The following is a 20079-nucleotide window of genomic DNA, read 5'->3' as shown; positions in this document are numbered from 1 at the left end:
ACAAAACCACAATGAATTCATGAGTCTAATTTTATTTATAAAAAAAAGAATGTTTTTTTAATCCTTGATTAGTTCTTTTATTTAAGAATACCGATTTATTATGATAAAGTTAGTACTATAGTAATAAAAAATAAAAATCTAAGTATATTATAGTTTAAGGCTATTGAAATATTCAAAAAACAGCGGAAAAACTTGAAAATACCGTTATTATATAAGAATGTTTAAAAATTATGAAACAAAATAGTGCGTTTTTTGATAAATAATTCTATATTAGCATTTATTAGAATTCTACTGTTTGTACAATAGTCAATAGATATTTTCTATGAAGTTATAAAGCAATTTTATGTAGAGAATTTCCTAATTTTTTTAGAAATTCATAATGACGAAATTTAATAATTATATCCCGAAATCGTCATAAAAATATCCAGGGATAAGTAATTTGAAATAAATGAATATGAGTTTAAGAGTAATTGTAATACTAGTTTTTTTAAATAGCATCGTGCTTTTTTCACAAGAAAAAATAACAAAACACACTATCGTAAAAGGAGAAACTATATCCAGCATTGCAGAGAAATATGAAGTAAAGCAAAGTGCGATTTTAAAATTAAATCCCAAAGCTAAAAATCTTCTAAAACTAAATTCAATATTATTAATACCTGTTGCCTCTTCAACTAAGACAGTTACCACTTCAAGTCAAGTTGCTCAAAACTATACTGGAAAAGAACATCAAGTTCAAGCTAAAGAAACCCTTTATGGTATAGCAAAGCAATATGGAATAAGTATTAAAGAATTAAATCAAATTAATCCAACTCTTGCTTCTTCAGATTTAAAAATTGGGCAAAAAATAAATATTCCAGCTAACGCAATTACTGTTGATGTTGTATCTGAATCAACAAAAGATGTTGTAATAAAGCAAGAAATTGCTGCTACTCCAGTTGTGTCATCATCTACTTTTATTTGGGAAGTTTTACCTAAAGAAACTAAATACTCCATTACAAAAAAATACGGAATCACCATTAAGGATTTTGACAAAGTCAATCCAGGATTAGGAGTTAAATCTCTTAAAGTGGGGCAAAAAGTTTTTATACCTGGAAATGTAGTTGCTGAAATAGCAATGGATACAAATAAGCAGGAGATAAAAAATGATACTAATATGGTAGCTTCTATAGATGTTATTAAAGAAAATAATTCTTTGAATACTATAATTAGAGAAGTGATGCCAAAGGAAACAAAATTTGCAATTGCAAAAGAATATGGAATAACAGTTAAGGAGTTAGAAAGACAGAATCCGGAGATAAAAAATAAACTCCTTGTAGGTCATAAATTGAGTATAACTGCTGCTAATCTATCTTTAGAAAATAATGCAGTAGCAGATGCTAAAGCAACTATACAAAATACTAAGATTGATTTTAATAATTCAATAAAACCAACATTTGATCATGAGTTTCTGGATGAATTAATTGAAAGTGCTTCACAAAATATAGGTTCACGTTACCGCACAGGAGGAACAACAAAATCTGGGTTTGATTGCTCAGGACTTATGTGTACAACTTTTGGAGCTTTTGATATCAAGTTGCCAAGAACTTCTCGAGAACAATCTGGAATTGGAACTAAAATTAATACAGAAGAAGCACAAAAAGGCGATTTAATTTTCTTTAAAACAAATGGAAGAAGTCAAATTAACCATGTAGGAATGGTTGTTGAAGTTAATGAAGGTGAAATTAAGTTTATTCATTCCTCTGTGAGTAGTGGAGTTATCATTTCATCTACTAAAGAAAAATATTATCAGAAAAATTTCACTCAGATCAATCGAGTTCTTCAATAGACTTATTGGAAATAAAAAAAAACGCTCTACTTGTAGAGCGTTTTTTTATTAAATTACAATTTCCCCTTCAGAACCACTCACTAAATTAGTTCCAGTAACAAATGATGCTGCCATCTTTAAGATATTGATCATTTGATTGCCATCAGTATCCCAAAAATAGGCGCTGGATGGAGTAACTTTTATAATAGATATGTTAGGATCGTCTTTTCCTTTTTCAAACCAGATTTCTACTGCAGGATTCCATAATTCTTCAATCTTTTTTCGATCTGTAGTAATTGATGCAGTTCCATTAACTACTAAATAGCTTCCCTTAGCAGGATGTGAAAAAAATAATTGAACTTTTGGGTCTTCCTCAATTTCTTTATTTTTATCACTGTCTTTTTGATTAAAAAAATAAATATTTCCTTTATCACATACCTTTACAGCACTCATTGGTCTTGTAGTTGCACCATCTTGAGTTTTTAGTTTAGTTGAAAAAAGACAAATACGAATCGCTTCTACTAGTTCTTTCAATTTATCAACGCCTTCAATTGTGTGTTTAGTTTCATTATCGCTCATGATATTTTTTTTTTATGTTTCAACAATTATTTATATGCTTGATTACAAAGTTGGTGAACTTAATCTTAAAAAACATTACACAATTTGATGTGATATTTTCAATTTTATAATATTTAGAATTTTAAAAACAAATATAATATCTGATGAGATTTTATGTCATTTTTTAGAATTTAAATAAAGGATATCTATTAATTTATAAATTCTATTTATATATTTTATTAAAAAAGATGTTATAAGGAATAGTTATCATTAATTTTATGTTAATTAATAATATGACTTAATTTTAATAAATTATTTTTGGAGCGAATAATAAAATTATAACTCAATGAGAAAATTACTTTTTATCGCATTAACATTTATTACTACTGCAAATGTGATAGGACAATCTAAAACTGCTTTGTCTTTTAAAGCTGAAATTGCGAACAGAAATACCGATGCTATAAGTTTCTTAGACAGCAACAACGGAAAAGAAATAAAAAAGATTTCAGTAAATAAAGATGGTTTTTTTAAAGATTCATTTCCTGTAGAGGAAGGGTTTTATATGTTGTTTGATGGTAAAGAATACACGCAATTATTTTTGAAGAACGGATATGATCTAAGTTTAAAAATGGATGCTAAGAAATTTGATGAATCTATTGTTTATAGTGGTAAAGGAGCTTTAGAGAATAATATATTAGCGCAAAACGCTATAAAAGATGCAGCATATGATTACGATTCACTTTTGGCTTCATCTGAAGAGATTTTCACTAAAAGCATAAATGATAAAAAAATTGCTGATTTACTAGTATTGGACAACAAAAAATTAGATGCCAATTTTGTAACATTGCAAAAGAAAAATATTGATAAGTCATTGGTGAGTATGGCAAAATATTATGATGAAGCAATGAAAACTAAAAAAATGGATGGCGCTATGTCTCCAACTTTTGAGTATGACAATTATAAAGGAGGGAAAACTAAATTAGAGGATTTTAGAGGTAAATATGTATATATTGATGTTTGGGCAACTTGGTGTGCTCCATGTCGTGCTGAAATTCCATTTTTAAAAAAATTAGAGGAAAAATACCATCAAAAAAATATTGTGTTTGTAAGTTTATCAATTGATCAATTAAAGGACGTAGAAAAATGGCGCAAATTAATTAAAGATAAAGAATTAGGTGGCGTACAAGTTTTTGCTGATAATGACTGGAATTCTCAATTTGTTAAAGACTATAATATAACAGGAATTCCTAGATTTATATTAATTGATCCCAATGGAAAAATAGTTAAAGCCGATGCACAACGTCCTTCTAGTCCTACAATTGAGGCTGAGTTTGACGCTTTATTACAATAATGTAATTAGGTTGAGGTAGTTATTAAAATGATGATTTATCTTTTTAATAACTACTCTCGATTAAAACCATCAAAATTTAATTTTGGTGGTTTTTTTTATTAAATAGAACCGTTGTAAATTGTGGCAAGCGGTTATAAAAAACTTAAACGGTCTTGATTGATCAACTTATAATTACAATCTTTGGACATTAAAAAAATAAAATAGTATGAGCAAAACAAAACTTACAATTAATCGTAATGGATCTATAAAAATCGAAGGAGATTTTGAAATAACAGATGCTGATGGTAATGTATACGGATTAGAGGGAAGAACTGCTCTAGGACTTTGTCGTTGTGGTTTATCTAAAAACAAACCTTTTTGTGATGGTTCGCACCGCAATGCATTTGAACATGATGCCTTAGCATTTGATTTGCCACCGGTTAAAGCAAAATAAAAGATTTATTTCTAAATATTTCTTTTATAAATTTAAATAATCCTGTCTGCATTTTGGATTAATATAGAATAATAGACGCTATCTTCCACTATTGGTAAAGATAGCGTCTTTTTTTGTTACATTTTTTTTGCTTGATGTAATGTGATTTACTTTTATGATTTGCATTTTTAAAAAAAGATATATCTTTATCGAAACCAAAACCAAAAACGATTAAATGGAAGAAAATAAACCCAAAGATTTTAAAAGAGAATTAGGATTACTAGACGGAACAATGCTCGTTGTAGGATCCATGATTGGCTCAGGAATCTTTATTGTAAGTTCAGACATGGTGCGCCAATTAGGATCTGCAGGTTGGCTTATTGCTATGTGGGTTCTTACTGGTGTGATTACAGTTATTGCAGCTGTAAGTTATGGAGAATTGAGTGCGATGTTTCCAAAGGCAGGAGGGCAATATGTCTATATCAAGGAAGCATACGGAAAGTTAGTTGGTTTTTTATACGGTTGGAGTTTCTTCGCTGTAATTCAAACAGGTACTATTGCCGCAGTTGGCGTTGCTTTTGCAAAATTTTCAGCTTATTTATACGCGCCTTTAAGTGATAAAAATATTTTATACGAAATAGGAAGTTTTAAGCTAAATGCTGCGCAAGTTCTCTCTATAATTACCATTATTTTTTTGAGTTATATTAATAGTCGCGGTGTAAAAAACTCTAAAATATTGCAAACAGTTCTTACTTTGATTAAGATTGTTTCATTGGCGGGTTTAATAATTTTTGGTTTCATGGCAGCTAAGGCTGAGGTATGGGATGCAAACTGGACCAATGCTTGGGCTTCGCAATCGTTCAATGTAGAAACTGGGAACTGGTTGCCAATAAGCGGTATGGCATTGATTTCTGCTATATCTGCAGCATTAGTCGGTTCACTATTCTCAAGTGGAGCTTGGGAGGGAGTTACCTTTATTGCAGGCGAGATTAAAAACCCTAAACGGAATGTAGGTTTGAGTTTATTCCTAGGGACAGTTATCGTTTGTGTAATTTACCTGCTAGCAAATTTAATGTATCTAGCAGTTGTGCCTATGCAAGGCATTGCAACAGCCGAGTCTGATAGAGTTGCAGTTGTAGCGTCGCAATATATCTTTGGTCCGATAGGAACATTTCTAATTGCGGTAATGATTATGATTTCCACTTTTGCTTGTAACAACGGAATGATCATGGCAGGAGCAAGGGTCTATTATACGATGGCTCAAGATGGTCTGTTTTTCAAAAAAGCCGCTCAACTTAATAAAGCAAGTGTTCCAGCTTGGTCGATTTGGGTACAATGTCTTTGGGCTTCTGTGTTATGTTTGACTGGAAAATATGGAGATTTATTAGATTTTGTGGTTATCGTAGTTTTGATTTTCTACATGCTAACTATATTAGGAATATTCATCCTTCGCAGGAAGTTACCAAATGTAGAACGTCCTTATAGAGCTTTTGGTTATCCTTTTTTACCAGGATTTTACATTGTGGTTTCTACAGCAATTTGTATTGCATTATTAATTGTAAAAACAAGCACTTGCGGTTGGGGTGTGCTAATAATGTTAGCTGGGATTCCAATATATTATCTAACCAAAGCAAAAGAATAGTTTTTCTATCTAGTTATAAACGATCATCTATTTAACTTTAGTTCGTGAGAGGTTTTTATTTTTGATGTATAAATAAATTAACTAAAAAATCCGTCCCGTTATTAAAACGAGACGGATTTTATATTTAATTTAGATTGTATTATTATTTTTATTTAGCATAAGGATTAAGACTAAAAATAACAATCAGTATCTACAACCTGTATATAATTGGCTAGTAGTAAGTAAAACGTCTTACTTTAGCAATATATTTTGCTAATCTTATTACTTGGTGGCTGTAACCGTATTCGTTATCATACCATATGTATAAAACAATATTGTTACCATCTTTTGAAACTATAGTAGCATTACTGTCATAAATGGCAGGTTGAGAAGTTCCAACAATATCTGAAGAAACCAACTCATTATTCATTGAATATTTAATTTGCTCAACAAGTTCTCCTTCTAGAGCATATTTTTTCATTATCGCATTGATTTCAGTAACTGAAGTCGCTTTTGAAACTTCAAGATTCAAAACTACTAATGAACCGTTAGGAACAGGAACTCGAATTGCATTTGAGGTTAGTTTTCCTTCTAGAGACGGTAGTGCTTTTGCAACAGCACTTCCAGCCCCTGTTTCAGTAATTACCATGTTCAAAGCCGCTGCTCTTCCGCGACGGTACTTTTTATGCATGTTGTCTACTAAATTTTGGTCATTTGTGTAGGCATGAATAGTTTCTAAATGTCCTTTTACTACGCCTAATGTGTCTTCAACTGCTTTTAAAATAGGAGTGATTGCATTAGTTGTACAAGAAGCTGCAGAAAAAATATCAATTTCGTCAGGATTATATTCGTTCTGATTAACTCCATGAACAATATTTGGAACCCCTTTTCCAGGAGCTGTTAATAATACCTTATCAGCACCTTTTGATACCAAATGTCTGCTTAAAGCTTCGTGAGTAGTAAATGCACCCGTATTGTCAATAACTAAAGCTTTGTCGATTCCATAAAGAGTATAATCAATTTCTTCTGGAGAATTAGCTGTAATAATATGTACAGTTGTTCCATTGATAATCAAAGCATTGTTCTCTATATCAGCAGTTACTGAGCCTTCAAAATCACCATGAATCGAATCATATCTTAATAAAGAAGCTCTTTTTTCAAGTGTTGTAGCATCATTTTTATCACGTGTTACAATAGCTCTCAATCTTAACTGGCTTCCTTTACCTGTTTTTGACATTAATTCTCTAGCCAATAATCGACCAATTCTACCAAAACCATACAAAACCACATCTTTTGGATGAATTTCCTCAGAGTTTTTTGCATTTTTTAATTTGTCAATAACAAAATATTTGGCATCAGGATATTTGTCTTCTTCTAAAGCAAATTCATAGGCTAGTTTTCCGATATCTAGTTTAGCAGGTGGTAGATCCAATTCTAAAATAGCTTTTGCAATTTTAACAGAATCGAAGATAGAAATTGGTTTTCCAACGAATTCACCAGCATAACCATGTAGGTTGATGATATCGCTTACATTTCGATCTATTAATTGATTGCGGAATAAAACCATTTCTATGGATTTATCGTACCATAAATCACTAATGATTTTGATAAGTTTTACTCCTGCACGTCGCCTGTCGGCTTGAAAAGAGACTTCTTTTTCGTATAAAGTTGTAGTAGCCATGTTGAAAATTTAATGAAAATAAGTTAGTGTCTTTTTTAAAATTTGGTGCAAAAGTACCCATTTCAATCGATTTCGTAACTTGTTTTTCGAAATATTTATAAAAAAATATTTGTCATTTTAAATTTGTGTTACTCTTGAAAGTTTAAAAATATGATTTATGATTTCAGCTATAAGTAAATTTAAACACGCAAATTGATTATTTAAAAAATAAGAATATTCAAATTAAAAAATTGAAAAGTGAAATTAGTGCTATTCAACACTCTTCTTCCTATTATTTGGAAGAAAAAAACGGAAAATTAACTGCTCTATTAGAGTCTCATTTGATGACAGAAAATAATTGGTTACTCTTTAAAAGGGAATTTAAAAAAGAGTTTCCTGATTTTTATCAAATGATTTTATCTGAATTTAAAGAAATTACCGATTCTAATATGCGTATTTTATTATTGCAAAAACTTAATTTTAGTAATAGTGAAATAGCTGAATTGTTAGGTGTTACCATTGAAGCGATAAAGAAATCAAAACAAAGATTGAAAAATAAGTTAGGAAGTCGATACGGAAAACAAGAAAATAATTTAAATATAAATACATGATTTATTTTATTAAGAAAGTTTAAAAAACATATTGCTTAAAAGTTACTTGTAATAATTAAAAAAAAAGTCTCCTAAAAATAAATTTAGGAGACTTAATTACAATTTGGTATTTAACAATAACTTTATTTTAGTTTAAATAATAACACGGATTACTTCTCCATTTTTATTAATCATTTCTAAACGTACAGTTTGATTTTCTTCTTTTTTATTAATAATCTTAGCCACAGTTTCAATATCTGTTGCTTTTACATTATCAATGCTCAAGATTATATTTCCTCTTAATTCAGCATCATATTGTTTCAAGTTTTCACTTGTGATCGATTTTATTTTGACACCATAATCAATTTTAAATTTCTTTTTGTCTGCTGCGTCTAAATTTTCTAATTCGATTCCTTTAAATTCAGTACTAAAAAATTCATTTTTACTTAGAATTACAGGAACGACCTTTGTACTTCCATTTCTAATATAAGTAACTTGTATTTTATCATTGGGTCTTTTTGTATTAATGTATCCAGAAAGATCTGCAAAAGTGGCAATGCTTTGATCGTCTAATTTGATGATAACATCTCCTTTTGTTAATCCAGATTTTTCGGCACCAGAATTTTTAGTTACCTTATTAATGTAAAAACCTTGTGTTTGAGAAATACCTAATTCTTTAGATGCGATTCCGTTTAATTCCCCACCTTCAACACCTAAAATTCCTCTTTGAACATTACCAAATTCCATCAAGTCTTCGATTATTTTTCTTGCAATGTTGGACGGTACAGCAAATGAATATCCAACATACGATCCTGTCATCGAAGAAATCATGGTATTAATACCAATTAATTCGCCACGAGTATTTACTAATGCACCACCACTATTCCCAGGATTTACAGCCGCATCTGTTTGTATAAACGATTGTATTCCGCTAGTGTTAAGGTCTCGCGCTTTCGCTGATACAATTCCGGCAGTTACTGTTGAGGTTAAATTATAAGGATTTCCTACTGCTAAAACCCACTCTCCAACTTTAACAGAATCTGAATTGGCAAAAACGGTGTACGGTAATTTTTCATTAGCATCAATCTTCAATAAGGCAATATCCATTTTTGAATCGGTTCCGATCAATTTTGCCTGATACGATTTTTTATTATTCAAGGTAATTTGAATTTCAGATGCTCCTTGTATTACATGATTATTAGTAACAATATATCCATCTTCTGAAATTATTACTCCAGATCCTGTTCCTACTTGTTCTTGAGATTGTCCTCCTTTGTATCCATAAAAATATTCTAAGATCGGATTGCTTACCGTTCTTCTAGAAACGTTCTTAACGTGAACAACGGTATGAATTGTCTTATCTGCAGCTTCAGTAAAATCGAGCACATCAGCTGATAATCCTATTTTTTTAGAATAAGAATCTGGAGCAGTGGTTACGGTTCCATTTTTCTGCTGAGAAAAATAACCATTTGTGTCAAATAATACTTTGTAAGCGCCAAGCGTTACTGTTCCACTTAATAACGAAACCAATAAAAGTGTTGAAAATTTTTTCATATTAAATTCGTTTTAAAATATTTTATACGTAAAATTAACACTAAAATCATTCCATAATTTCTAGTTTAACGCTCTTTAACAATGATTAACATTTCATTAATAGTTCGTACTTTTGTGTAAATTAATACATCCTAAAATGCAATTAGAATTTTTTAAATACCAAGGAACAGGCAATGACTTTGTAATGGTAGATAATCGCACCAAATTTTTTCCAAAAGAGAATACAAAACTAATTGCTCAATTGTGTGACAGACGTTTTGGCATCGGTGCAGACGGCTTGATTTTGTTGGAAAACGATACCGAAACAGATTTTAAAATGGTCTATTACAATTCTGATGGTAATCAAAGTTCAATGTGCGGTAATGGAGGTAGATGTCTAGTTGCTTTTGCTAAAAAATTAAATGTGATCCAAAAAACAACTACTTTCATGGCAACAGATGGCTTACATCATGCTCATATTAGTGACGATGGATTAGTTGCACTTCAAATGATTGATGTTTCTGATGTGAATGTTAATCCGGAATTTGTATTCCTTAATACAGGATCTCCACATCATGTTCAGTTAGTCAACAATTTAGAACAGTATAATGTAAAAGAAAACGGTTCTCAAATCAGATACAGTGAATTGTATGGAAAAGAAGGAAGTAATATCAATTTTGTCAATCAAATTGACGAAAGTACTTTTACTTTAAGAACTTATGAAAGAGGCGTAGAAGATGAAACACTATCTTGCGGAACAGGTGCTACCGCAGTTGCTATAGCAATGAATGTACTGGGTAAAACAGATTCTTGTACTATAAATTTGAATGTAGAAGGTGGTAAATTAATCGTTTCTTTTGTAAAAGAGGATTCTGTTTTCAAAAAAGTAATGCTTAAAGGGCCGGCAAAATTCGTTTTTAATGGAATTATTGAAATTTAATAACGTAAAAATGAAAACATTAAAAGGCAGTACTATTTATCTTCGTGCATTAGAACCAAATGATTTAGAGTTTATTTATGCAATAGAAAATGACCAAACTATTTGGGAAGTTAGTAATACGCACACCCCATATAGTCGTTTTTTAGTGAAACAATATTTAGAGAATGCACATCAAGATATTTACGAAGCCAAGCAATTGCGTTTGGCTATTTGCAAAGATCAAGATTTTCCAGCATTAGGATTAGTAGATTTATTTGATTTTGATCCAAAAAATAATAGAGCAGGAGTGGGTATTGTTTTACAAGGCGCTGAAAACAGAAATCAAAACATTGGTTCTGAAGCATTAGAGCTATTAATTGAATATGCATTTTCTAATTTAAATTTACATCAATTATATGCAAATATTGGTACTGAAAATGTAGCAAGTAATGCACTTTTTACTAAATTTGGATTCGAAATGATTGGTGTGAAAAAAGAATGGACTTTTGTAAAAGGAAAATACAAAGACGAAGCTCTTTTTCAATTGATCAATACTACTTTCTGATTTTTATTTAAAAATCAGTTACCAAAGCTTTTAAATAGATATTCTACAAAATAAAATGCCACAAATGAAATTAAAAAAAATTATAACAATAGTAGCTGTTGCTTTAATAACGGTATTATTAATTTACGGATTTATTCTCTTAAACCAAATTTTTTCGCCGAATACAAAATTCTCAGAAAACGAAGTGTATGTATATGTTCCTACTGATTCTAACTATAAGGATGTACAAAAAATACTTGCACCTTACGTAGAAAACATGGATCGTTTTGATTTGGTTGCAGATAAACGAGGGTATTCCGACAATGTGATTCCAGGTCGTTTTTTATTAACAAAAGACATGAATAGTTTTGCGCTAGTAAAAACAATGAGACTTAATTCTGCTGTGAAATTAGCTTTTAATAATCAAGAGCGTATTGAGGATTTAGCCGGACGTGTGGGTTCGCAAATAGAAGCAGACAGTCTTTCCCTACTTACTTCTTTTAAAGATTCTATTTTTTTAAAGGAAAACGGATTTAATGAAGAAAATGTGTTAGCGATGTTTATTCCAAATACTTACGAAGTATACTGGAACACCACTGCGGTTAAGTTCCGTGATAAAATGATCAAGGAATACCGTAGTTTTTGGACTAAGGAAAGAGTGGCTAAAGCAGAAAAACAAGGTTTAACCCCAATTGAAGCAACAATATTAGCTTCTATCGTTCATAAAGAATCGGTTAAAAAAGACGAAAGACCAAGGATTGCAGGTGTTTATTTAAATCGTTTAAGAGCAGGAATGCCACTTCAGGCTGATCCTACGGTAATTTATGCCATCAAAAAGAAATCGAATGATTTTGAGCAAATTATTAAAAGAGTTTTTTATAATGACTTGACAATGAGTCATCCTTATAATACTTATAAAAATTTGGGACTTCCTCCAGGGCCTATTGCTATGCCTGATATTACTGCTCTTGAAGCCGTATTGAACCCAGAGAAAAATGACTTTATTTATTTTTGTGCAAGTATTGAACGTTTTGGATATCATGAATTTGCAGCTACATTAGCAGAGCATAATTTAAATGCAAAAAAATATTCTGACTGGATTAACAGTCAAGGAGTCAAAAGATAGTTTTGAAATTTAAAGTACCACTTCTTTTTTTTATTTTAATATATTTTCAAATGGGCTATTCTCAAAAGAGTCCATTTGAAAATACATTAAGGCCATCAGATTCTTTAAATCATATCAGAAAAAATACTGTTCTTATTTCAGAAATTGCAATTGGTGCGGGAACTTTGATCGGTTTAAATCAACTTTGGTATGCTGATTATCCCAGATCAAATTTTCATTTTATAAATGACAATTCAGACTGGCTTCAAATGGATAAAGCAGGGCATGCATTTTCTTCCTACCATTTGGGTCGATTGAGTTCAGAAATGCTAAAATGGAGTGGAGTTTCTAAGAGAAAACAGTTACTCTACGGATCGGGTGTGGGATTTGTATTTCTTACCGCTGTTGAGGTACTAGATGGATATTCATCACAATGGGGAGCCTCTACTGGAGATATTATAGCGAATGCTTCGGGAACGGCTTTATATGTTTCACAAGAGTTAATCTGGAACGAACAACGTATATCCCCAAAATTCTCTTTTCACACTACAAAATATGCTGATTTAAGACCTGATGTTTTAGGAAGTTCTTTTTCTGAACAAATTCTAAAGGATTATAATGGTCAGACATATTGGCTTTCCTTTAATTTATATTCTTTTGCAAAAGGAACTAAAATTCCTAAATGGCTAAATCTGGCTGTTGGTTATGGAGCAGAAGCAATGATTTCAGCAAATCAAAAAAATAATAGTATTTATTCTTCAACTGGTACAAGGCCATTTAGGCAGTTTTATCTAAGTTTAGATATTAATCTTACAAAAATTAACACAAATTCTTCTTTACTTAAAACTCTTTTTTCTGTTATAAATACTATTAAGGTTCCAGCCCCAACAATTGAGTTTAAGCGTTTTAACGATGTAAAATACCACTTAATCTATTTTTAGAAAACTTTAACTATCTGATTATCAGTATAAATAATTTTATTGTATCTTTGCACGTAGAAATTTCATAACGGGACAGCGTTTGAAGAAAAACAATTTATGATAAAGAAATGGTATTTTTATACAAGTCTAACTGTTATTACAGTTTTTTTAAGTTTAGGTTTTAAACCTGCTAATTTAGAAACCCACCCCTGGTTTCTAATAAATGAAGAAGATGGTACACACTACTTATATCCATCTCAAGAAGCGGAGGAGTACACTAATTTAAGTATTCCTTTTACTGGTAATTTCTTTGTTGGTTTCAGAGAAGCAGTTGGCTTTAAAGAATCAGAAAGCAAATACAAAAAAATTAATTCCTTAGGTTATATGGGTAAATACCAATTTGGTATTGAAACATTAAAATCTGTTGGTATTAATGATAGGGTTGCTTTTCTGAATAGTCCTGAATTGCAAGAAAAAGCTTTTTTGGCTCTTTTAGCTAAGAACAAATGGGAATTAAAAAATGAAATTGAAAAATACGAAGGTACTGTCATGAATGGTCTTCGCATTACAGAATCAGGAATATTAGCAGCTGCTCATCTTGGTGGTGCTGGTTCTGTAAAGAAATTCTTTCGTTACAATGGAAAACGCAATTTTACGGATGCCTATGGAACTTCAATAAGAAGTTATATGAAAATGTTTGGTGGCTATGATACTTCATTCATTGTTGCTGACGTAAATGCAAAAGCAAAAAATATTTAAAATAGTATATAGAATAAAAAAAGAAGGCTATCATTATTTGATAGCCTTCTTTTTTTTAAAACAGTAAAAATATTATTCTTTGCTTTCTTCAAAACTTCCCATTAAAATTTCTAATATTTTAATTGCTGCTTCACTGATTTTTGTTCCAGGTCCAAAAACCGCTACAGCACCAGAGTCAAACAAAAACTGGTAATCTTGTGCGGGAATCACTCCTCCAACAACTACCATTATATCTTCGCGACCATATTTTTTAAGCTCTGCTATCACTTGAGGAACTAATGTTTTATGTCCTGCTGCTAATGAAGAAACACCTAAAATGTGAACATCATTTTCTATGGCCTGTTTTGCTGCTTCCTCAGGGGTTTGAAAAAGAGGACCTATGTCAACATCAAAACCAACATCAGCGTAACCAGTAGCAACAACTTTGGCTCCGCGATCGTGACCATCTTGCCCCATTTTTGCTATCATTATTCGAGGTCTACGCCCTTCTTGCTTAGCAAATTCGTCGGCCATTTGTTTTGCTTTTTCAAAACTTTTGTCGTCTTTTATCTCTTTACTATACACACCGCTAAAGGATTTAATTTGTGCTTTATATCTTCCGAAAACTGTTTCTAATGCATCGCTAATTTCACCTAATGTGGTTCTATTTCGAGCAGCGTCAACAGCTAAATCTAGTAAATTACCTTCGCCAGTTTGAGCACATAGTATTAATTTTTTTAGAGAATTTTGCACTTTTTCAGAATCTCTAGTGGCCTTAATGCGGTCTAATTGCTCTAATTGTTGTTTGCGAACCATTTGGTTATCTACATCCAATATTTGCAAAGGGTCTTCTTTTTCTAATCGATATTGATTGACTCCAACTATAATATCTTGTCCACTATCAATACGTGCTTGTTTCCTTGCAGCTGCTTCTTCTATGCGCAATTTTGGAATTCCAGATTCGATTGCTTTGGTCATTCCTCCCAATTCCTCAACCTCTTCTATTAGTTTCCAAGCATTTTCAGCGATTTCATTGGTCAAACTTTCTACATAGTAACTTCCTGCCCAAGGATCTACTGTTTTAGTGATTTTTGTTTCCTCTTGTAAATACAATTGTGTATTTCTAGCAATTCTAGCAGAAAAATCGGTTGGTAATGCAATAGCTTCATCCAGCGCATTGGTGTGTAGCGATTGTGTTCCTCCAAATGCTGCTGCTGCTGCTTCAATACAAGTTCGTGCTACATTGTTAAAAGGATCTTGTTCAGTTAAACTCCAACCAGAAGTTTGGCAATGCGTTCTAAGAGCTAAAGATTTATCATCTTTTGGTTCAAATTGTTTGACCAATTTTGCCCATATCATTCTTCCTGCACGCATTTTGGCAATTTCCATAAAATGGTTCATTCCAATTGCCCAGAAAAACGATAATCTTGGTGCAAATTCGTCAATTTTCATTCCGGTTGCTAAACCAGTTCTAATGTATTCTAATCCGTCCGCTAAGGTGTAAGCCAATTCAATGTCAGCAGTAGCTCCCGCTTCTTGCATGTGGTATCCAGAAATTGAAATTGAATTAAATTTCGGCATTTTTTTACTGGTATATTCAAAGATATCAGCAATGATTTTCATAGACGGCGTTGGCGGATAAATATACGTATTACGCACCATAAACTCTTTCAAAATATCATTTTGAATCGTTCCAGAAAGTAATTCCGGTTTCACTCCTTGTTCTTCGGCAGCTACTATATAGAAAGCCATAATTGGTAAAACGGCCCCGTTCATCGTCATAGAAACAGACATTTCATCTAACGGAATTTGGTCGAATAATACTTTCATATCTTCCACAGAGTCGATAGCAACACCAGCTTTTCCTACATCACCAACTACGCGCTCATGATCGGAATCATAGCCACGATGTGTAGGTAAATCAAAAGCGATAGAAAGTCCTTTTTGACCAGCCGCTAAATTTCTTCTGTAAAAAGCGTTACTTTCCTCCGCTGTTGAAAATCCCGCATATTGACGAACTGTCCAGGGTCTTCGAACATACATAGTGGCATAAGGTCCGCGTAAATTTGGCGCAAAGCCAGCTCCAAAATCAAGATGATGAAGATTCTCTGTATCTTTTTCGGAGTAGGTTTGTTTGAGTTCAATATTTTCAGCAGTTAGAAAACTTTTTTCGTCTGCACGTACTGCTTTATCTTCAGGCTGTCCTAGTTTTATATGTTGTATGTCTTTTCTCATTTCTATTTTGCCAAATTAAAACTTGCTAATCAATTTTTTAAAACGTTTAATTGTCTTCTAATTTCAATCGTTCTTGCTCAATTTTTTCAGCCAAACGTTTCTCAATAATTGGTTTGATTAATGTTTTTCTTGGATTTTGCTTTACGAAAGGAAACAATTCTAAATCCTCTTTCATTCTATCTTGTTTATTAGGATGCTTGTTGGTTCCTAATAATATTTCTTTTCCCGTATCAAATAAATCTTGCTCGGCATCGGCACTTTCTTGAATTTTTCTTTTGATAATTCCGTCATTCAGTTGTTTAAGAAAACCACCATTTGCCTCAATATCTTTGAATAACGCTAGCGATTTTTCCGCTAATTGATTGGTAAGGTTTTCTATATAATAACTTCCGTCAGCTGGATTATTTACTTTATCAAAATAGCTTTCATTTTTTAAAATCAACAATTGGTTTCTGGCTATTCGATCACCAAATTCATTGTCTTTGTGGTATAAAGCATCGTAAGGTAAATTAGCAATAGCATTTGCACCGCCAATAATAGCACTCATACATTCGGTTGTAGTACGTAACATGTTTACATTATAATCGTATAATGTTTTATTTCGTTTTGTAGGTGAAACTATAATGTTACAATCTAAATTATGGTTGTATTCTTTAGCGATAAGATTAAACAGTAGTCTCAACGCACGTAATTTTGCAATCTCAAAAAAGTAGTTTGTTCCTACTGCTACTTTAAAAACTATAGGTTGCTCGATCGACTCTATTCTATTAAAATATTCATTGACATGACCTAAACTATAGGCAATTTGCTGAACAATAGTTGCACCAGCATTCTGATATAAAGAAGAATTAATGCTGATTAAAGAAATCGCTTTAGTTTGTTTTGAAAGTAAATTTAGTGTTTCAAAATTATTTTTTTCTTTGGTCGTAAACCAATTGCCATCTTTCGCTAATTGTCCAATTGGATCTAGATTGCAAAAGATAGTTGTGTTGGTTTTGGCAGCAAAAGCGTCAATCTTTTTTACGAAATCGGTTGAAATAAAGCTTAGGTTAAAATAAACAGTAACATTAGATAACGGCAAATTCTCTAATAAATTGGTAATATCAATCGATTCATTTTCAATTGAAAATCGAATACTGTCCGCGCCACGACTTAGTGTATTTATGGCTCTTTCAATTGATTTTTCTACATCATACACAAAGATGTTTTGACATATTTTAAATTGAGTCGCTTTTGTGGCAACAGAAAATGTTTTAACCAGTTCATCCTTATGGTAAAACGGTTTTACCTGAATATCTTCTGGAGAATTCCAAACTAAGGTTTCATTGTAATCAGCTCCCTTGAGTTCAAATTGAATTTTTTGTTTCCACTGTTTAGAAGAAATGGGATTGAAATCATCGAAAAGAGTAGCAGCCATTTTATTCGTTTATTATGTGATGGTTTTTAATAATCAAAATTTAATTATTTTTTTTCAATTGTGTCGCCTTCAAATTCTATTATATAAATATCTTCACTATCTTTTTTCATATAGTATTTTTCGCGGGCGTATTTTTCTATCTGTTCGGAGTTTTTTAATTGCTTAATGTTCTCCTGATCTTTCCTTATTTCTTCTTTATAATAGGAAGCATTATCCTCAAGATCTTGAATTTGCTGGTCTAAAATTCGATGATCAAAATAAGAATAATTATCTAAAAAAGTCATCCATATACAAAAGAACATCAGTACCCAAACGTATTTGTTACTTAAAAATTTAAACCAAGGTTTGTCTTTATATAGATTTTTCATTTTTTTGTTTTTACCCCCGATTGTAATGAAAATCCTTTTTTCCTCGTTCTTTAGAGGGAAAAAGATTGAAATGAAAAGCGGGAATAGCTCCTAATCATTAGTAAATTTAAAAATACGACTAATTTATAGTATTTTTTGATTAATTACTGCCCGGACTACATCTATGGCTACTGTATTGTATTTGTCGTTTGGAATAATGATATCAGCAAATGCTTTTGTAGGCTCTATAAACTGTTCGTGCATTGGTTTTAATGTAGTTTGATATCTGTTAATAACCTCTGTCATATCTCGTCCGCGTTCTGCGATATCTCTTTTCAGACGGCGAATTAATCTTTCGTCAGAATCGGCATGAACGTATATTTTTACATCAAAAAGTTCTCTTAACTCTGGGTTTGCGAGAATTAATATTCCCTCTACAATCATCACTTTTCTGGGATGAGTAAAAACAGTATCATCAGTTCTGTTGTGTGTTACAAAAGAATATACGGGTTGATTTATGTTATTTCCTTCCTTTAATTCTTTGAGATGTGCTACCAATAATTCAAAATCAATTGCGCGAGGATGATCAAAGTTAATTAAAGCTCTTTCGTCAAAAGAGAGACCGTGATTTTCTTTGTAATACGAGTCTTGAGAAATAATACCGACTTCTGTTTCGGGTAATTCATTCATAATCTGATGTACAACGGTTGTTTTTCCGCTTCCCGTACCACCTGCAATTCCAATAATGAGCATAAAATTTCTGTTATATTTATAGTGGTACAAAAGTAGGAATTTAATCGGGAGTGAATTTTGTTTTAGTAGAAATATTTACTAATTTAATAGGTCTAGTATTCATTTTTGATAAACATTTTTTATCTTTAGTTTCTAAAACTACTCACTTTGCATTCACAAATCAATACTAATATAGGAAGATACGTCTCTTTTGACACTAATGAATTAGCTATTTTTAATTCCTTAATGGAGTTTAAAGCTGTTCCTAAAAAAACGATTTTGCTTCATGAAGGTGAAATGTGCAATTTTGAAGCTTTTGTTATTAAAGGCTGTGTTCGAAAGTATTATATTGATGCCAATGGTTTTGAAGTTATTCTTCAGTTTGCCATTGAAAATGCTTGGATTAGTGATATTTCGTTTAGTATCTATGAAAAAAATCCGAGTAGAGTTTATATTGAAACTATAGAGGATTGTGAGTTCTTTATGTTTAATCCCGAAACGAAAGAGGAACTTTTTAGTAAAGCACCAAAGTTTGAACGTGCTTTTCGAATTTTGATGCAACGCAGTTTGGCCGTTACTCAAGAACGACTTTTTAATACTATTTCTAAAACTGCTACAGAAAAATATATAGAATTTTTAGAACATTATCCAGCACTTCCGCAACGTGTTGCTCAACATTACATAGCGTCTTATTTGGGTATTTCGGCTGAATTTTTGAGTAAAATAAGAACAAAAATGGCAAAACATTAAATTTCAGTTTTTTTTATTTCTTGTCCTAGTTCAATGTATTGGCTTTTTTTTTGACGCAACTTTGTACCATAAAATTAAAGAAAACGACAATGGAAAATAAAGATACTACCGCAAACCATAAAATTGCTAATTACATTTTGCATAAAGCCGATTCTCGAGGTCATGCCAATCATGGCTGGTTAGAGTCCTATCACACTTTTAGTTTTGCGAATTATCAAAATAAGGATCGCATGAATTTTGGTGTTTTGCGAGTGCTTAATGATGATAGAGTAAATCAGGGAATGGGTTTTGGAAAACATCCGCACGATAACATGGAGATTATTTCTATTCCGCTAGAAGGTGATTTAGAACATCAAGATAGTATGGGAAATACCACTGTTATCAAAGAAGGTGATATTCAGATTATGAGTGCTGGAACAGGGATATTTCACAGTGAGAAAAATAAGAATCAGAATCAATTAGTTAAGTTTTTGCAGATTTGGATCTATCCTAACAAAAAAAATGTAACTCCGCGTTATGACCAAATTACTCTTGATCTAAAAGATCGCCATAATAAATTACAGCAAATATTATCTCCAAATCCAGAGGATGAAGGGGTTTGGATTCATCAAGATGCTTGGTTTCATATAGGGAGATTTGATAAAGGATTCTCCAATTCTTATCCATTAAAAAAATCAGGAAACGGAATTTATGCTTTTGTTTTGAAAGGCGATTTTACGGTAGGAGACATTCATCTTAATGAACGTGATGGTTTAGGAATTTGGGATACGGAATCTATCAAAATAACTGCTGATTCCGAAGGAGCAGAAATTTTATTGATGGAAGTACCAATGGAATTATAAT

The 20079-nt window shown here is 31.6% G+C and carries 19 protein-coding genes; 12 read left to right on the top strand and 7 right to left on the bottom strand.

All coding sequences use genetic code 11. The features are described 5' to 3' along the window. The first annotated feature begins 454 nt into the window (after positions 1–454). Positions 455–1825: a C40 family peptidase gene (locus tag MW871_RS08205; RefSeq protein ID WP_248428213.1), complete on the top strand. Its 1371-nt coding sequence runs from the start codon at positions 455–457 to the stop codon at positions 1823–1825. A gap of 48 nt (positions 1826–1873) precedes the next feature. On the opposite strand, the gene MW871_RS08200 is transcribed toward MW871_RS08205, so the two are convergent. Continuing rightward, positions 1874–2383 carry a pyridoxamine 5'-phosphate oxidase family protein gene (locus tag MW871_RS08200; protein WP_248428212.1) on the bottom strand — a complete coding sequence of 170 codons (510 nt, stop codon included), beginning with the start codon at positions 2381–2383 and terminating at the stop codon, positions 1874–1876. Positions 2384–2708: 325 nt separating this feature from the next. Between MW871_RS08200 and MW871_RS08195 the strand changes: the two genes are divergently transcribed. From MW871_RS08195 to MW871_RS08185, 3 genes are all read left to right on the top strand, one after another. After that, positions 2709–3713 carry a TlpA family protein disulfide reductase gene (locus tag MW871_RS08195; protein ID WP_248428211.1) on the top strand — a complete coding sequence of 335 codons (1005 nt, stop codon included), beginning with the start codon at positions 2709–2711 and terminating at the stop codon, positions 3711–3713. A gap of 205 nt (positions 3714–3918) precedes the next feature. Then, positions 3919–4146: a CDGSH iron-sulfur domain-containing protein gene (locus tag MW871_RS08190; protein ID WP_188049627.1), complete on the top strand. Its 228-nt coding sequence runs from the start codon at positions 3919–3921 to the stop codon at positions 4144–4146. 214 nt (positions 4147–4360) lie between these two features. Beyond that, positions 4361–5767, top strand: coding sequence for an APC family permease (locus MW871_RS08185; RefSeq protein ID WP_248428210.1), 1407 nt, complete (start codon positions 4361–4363; stop codon positions 5765–5767). A gap of 211 nt (positions 5768–5978) precedes the next feature. On the opposite strand, the gene MW871_RS08180 is transcribed toward MW871_RS08185, so the two are convergent. Beyond that, positions 5979–7427 carry a glyceraldehyde-3-phosphate dehydrogenase gene (locus MW871_RS08180; protein WP_188049629.1) on the bottom strand — a complete coding sequence of 483 codons (1449 nt, stop codon included), beginning with the start codon at positions 7425–7427 and terminating at the stop codon, positions 5979–5981. 230 nt (positions 7428–7657) lie between these two features. Between MW871_RS08180 and MW871_RS08175 the strand changes: the two genes are divergently transcribed. Further along, on the top strand, positions 7658–8017 hold the full coding sequence (locus tag MW871_RS08175; RefSeq protein ID WP_248428209.1) for a helix-turn-helix transcriptional regulator: 360 nt from the start codon (positions 7658–7660) through the stop codon (positions 8015–8017). Positions 8018–8149: 132 nt separating this feature from the next. On the opposite strand, the gene MW871_RS08170 is transcribed toward MW871_RS08175, so the two are convergent. Further along, positions 8150–9550 carry a trypsin-like peptidase domain-containing protein gene (locus MW871_RS08170; protein WP_188049631.1) on the bottom strand — a complete coding sequence of 467 codons (1401 nt, stop codon included), beginning with the start codon at positions 9548–9550 and terminating at the stop codon, positions 8150–8152. 136 nt (positions 9551–9686) lie between these two features. On the opposite strand from MW871_RS08170, the gene dapF reads away from it, so the two are divergent. The 5 genes from dapF (at position 9687) to MW871_RS08145 (ending at position 13776) form a co-directional block, all read left to right on the top strand. After that, the gene (dapF, locus tag MW871_RS08165; RefSeq protein ID WP_248428208.1) at positions 9687–10469 is read left to right on the top strand and encodes a diaminopimelate epimerase; all 783 of its coding nucleotides are present in this window, start codon (positions 9687–9689) and stop codon (positions 10467–10469) included. 10 nt (positions 10470–10479) lie between these two features. After that, a complete protein-coding gene (locus MW871_RS08160; RefSeq protein WP_248428207.1) occupies positions 10480–11013 on the top strand; it encodes a GNAT family N-acetyltransferase in 534 nt (177 codons plus the stop codon). A 64-nt stretch (positions 11014–11077) separates the two neighbouring features. Beyond that, the gene (gene mltG / locus MW871_RS08155; protein WP_248428206.1) at positions 11078–12118 is read left to right on the top strand and encodes an endolytic transglycosylase MltG; all 1041 of its coding nucleotides are present in this window, start codon (positions 11078–11080) and stop codon (positions 12116–12118) included. 50 nt (positions 12119–12168) lie between these two features. After that, positions 12169–13038, top strand: a complete 870-nt coding sequence (locus MW871_RS08150) for a DUF2279 domain-containing protein (protein ID WP_248428205.1) — start codon at positions 12169–12171, stop codon at positions 13036–13038. 96 nt (positions 13039–13134) lie between these two features. After that, a complete protein-coding gene (locus tag MW871_RS08145) occupies positions 13135–13776 on the top strand; it encodes a peptidoglycan-binding protein LysM (RefSeq protein WP_188049636.1) in 642 nt (213 codons plus the stop codon). A gap of 72 nt (positions 13777–13848) precedes the next feature. On the opposite strand, the gene scpA is transcribed toward MW871_RS08145, so the two are convergent. The 4 genes from scpA to udk all read right to left on the bottom strand — a co-directional run bounded on the left by scpA (position 13849) and on the right by udk (position 18507). Continuing rightward, on the bottom strand, positions 13849–15990 hold the full coding sequence (gene scpA, locus MW871_RS08140; protein ID WP_248428204.1) for a methylmalonyl-CoA mutase: 2142 nt from the start codon (positions 15988–15990) through the stop codon (positions 13849–13851). 46 nt (positions 15991–16036) lie between these two features. After that, entirely contained in the window at positions 16037–17407 is a 1371-nt protein-coding gene (locus MW871_RS08135; RefSeq protein ID WP_248428203.1) for a methylmalonyl-CoA mutase subunit beta, read from the bottom strand. A 44-nt stretch (positions 17408–17451) separates the two neighbouring features. After that, positions 17452–17775 carry an FtsB family cell division protein gene (locus MW871_RS08130; RefSeq protein WP_248428202.1) on the bottom strand — a complete coding sequence of 108 codons (324 nt, stop codon included), beginning with the start codon at positions 17773–17775 and terminating at the stop codon, positions 17452–17454. Positions 17776–17898: 123 nt separating this feature from the next. Continuing rightward, complete coding sequence (gene udk / locus MW871_RS08125; protein ID WP_188049642.1) at positions 17899–18507, bottom strand: uridine kinase; 609 nt, start codon at positions 18505–18507, stop codon at positions 17899–17901. A gap of 147 nt (positions 18508–18654) precedes the next feature. On the opposite strand from udk, the gene MW871_RS08120 reads away from it, so the two are divergent. Then, positions 18655–19236 carry a Crp/Fnr family transcriptional regulator gene (locus MW871_RS08120; protein ID WP_236023866.1) on the top strand — a complete coding sequence of 194 codons (582 nt, stop codon included), beginning with the start codon at positions 18655–18657 and terminating at the stop codon, positions 19234–19236. Positions 19237–19325: 89 nt separating this feature from the next. After that, the gene (locus MW871_RS08115; RefSeq protein ID WP_210644207.1) at positions 19326–20078 is read left to right on the top strand and encodes a pirin family protein; all 753 of its coding nucleotides are present in this window, start codon (positions 19326–19328) and stop codon (positions 20076–20078) included. Position 20079 lies beyond the last annotated feature (1 nt).

The sequence above is a fragment of the Flavobacterium pygoscelis genome (assembly GCF_023162025.1).
GTDB lineage: Bacteria > Bacteroidota > Bacteroidia > Flavobacteriales > Flavobacteriaceae > Flavobacterium > Flavobacterium pygoscelis.
This window is presented reverse-complemented; position numbering and strand designations above follow the sequence as displayed.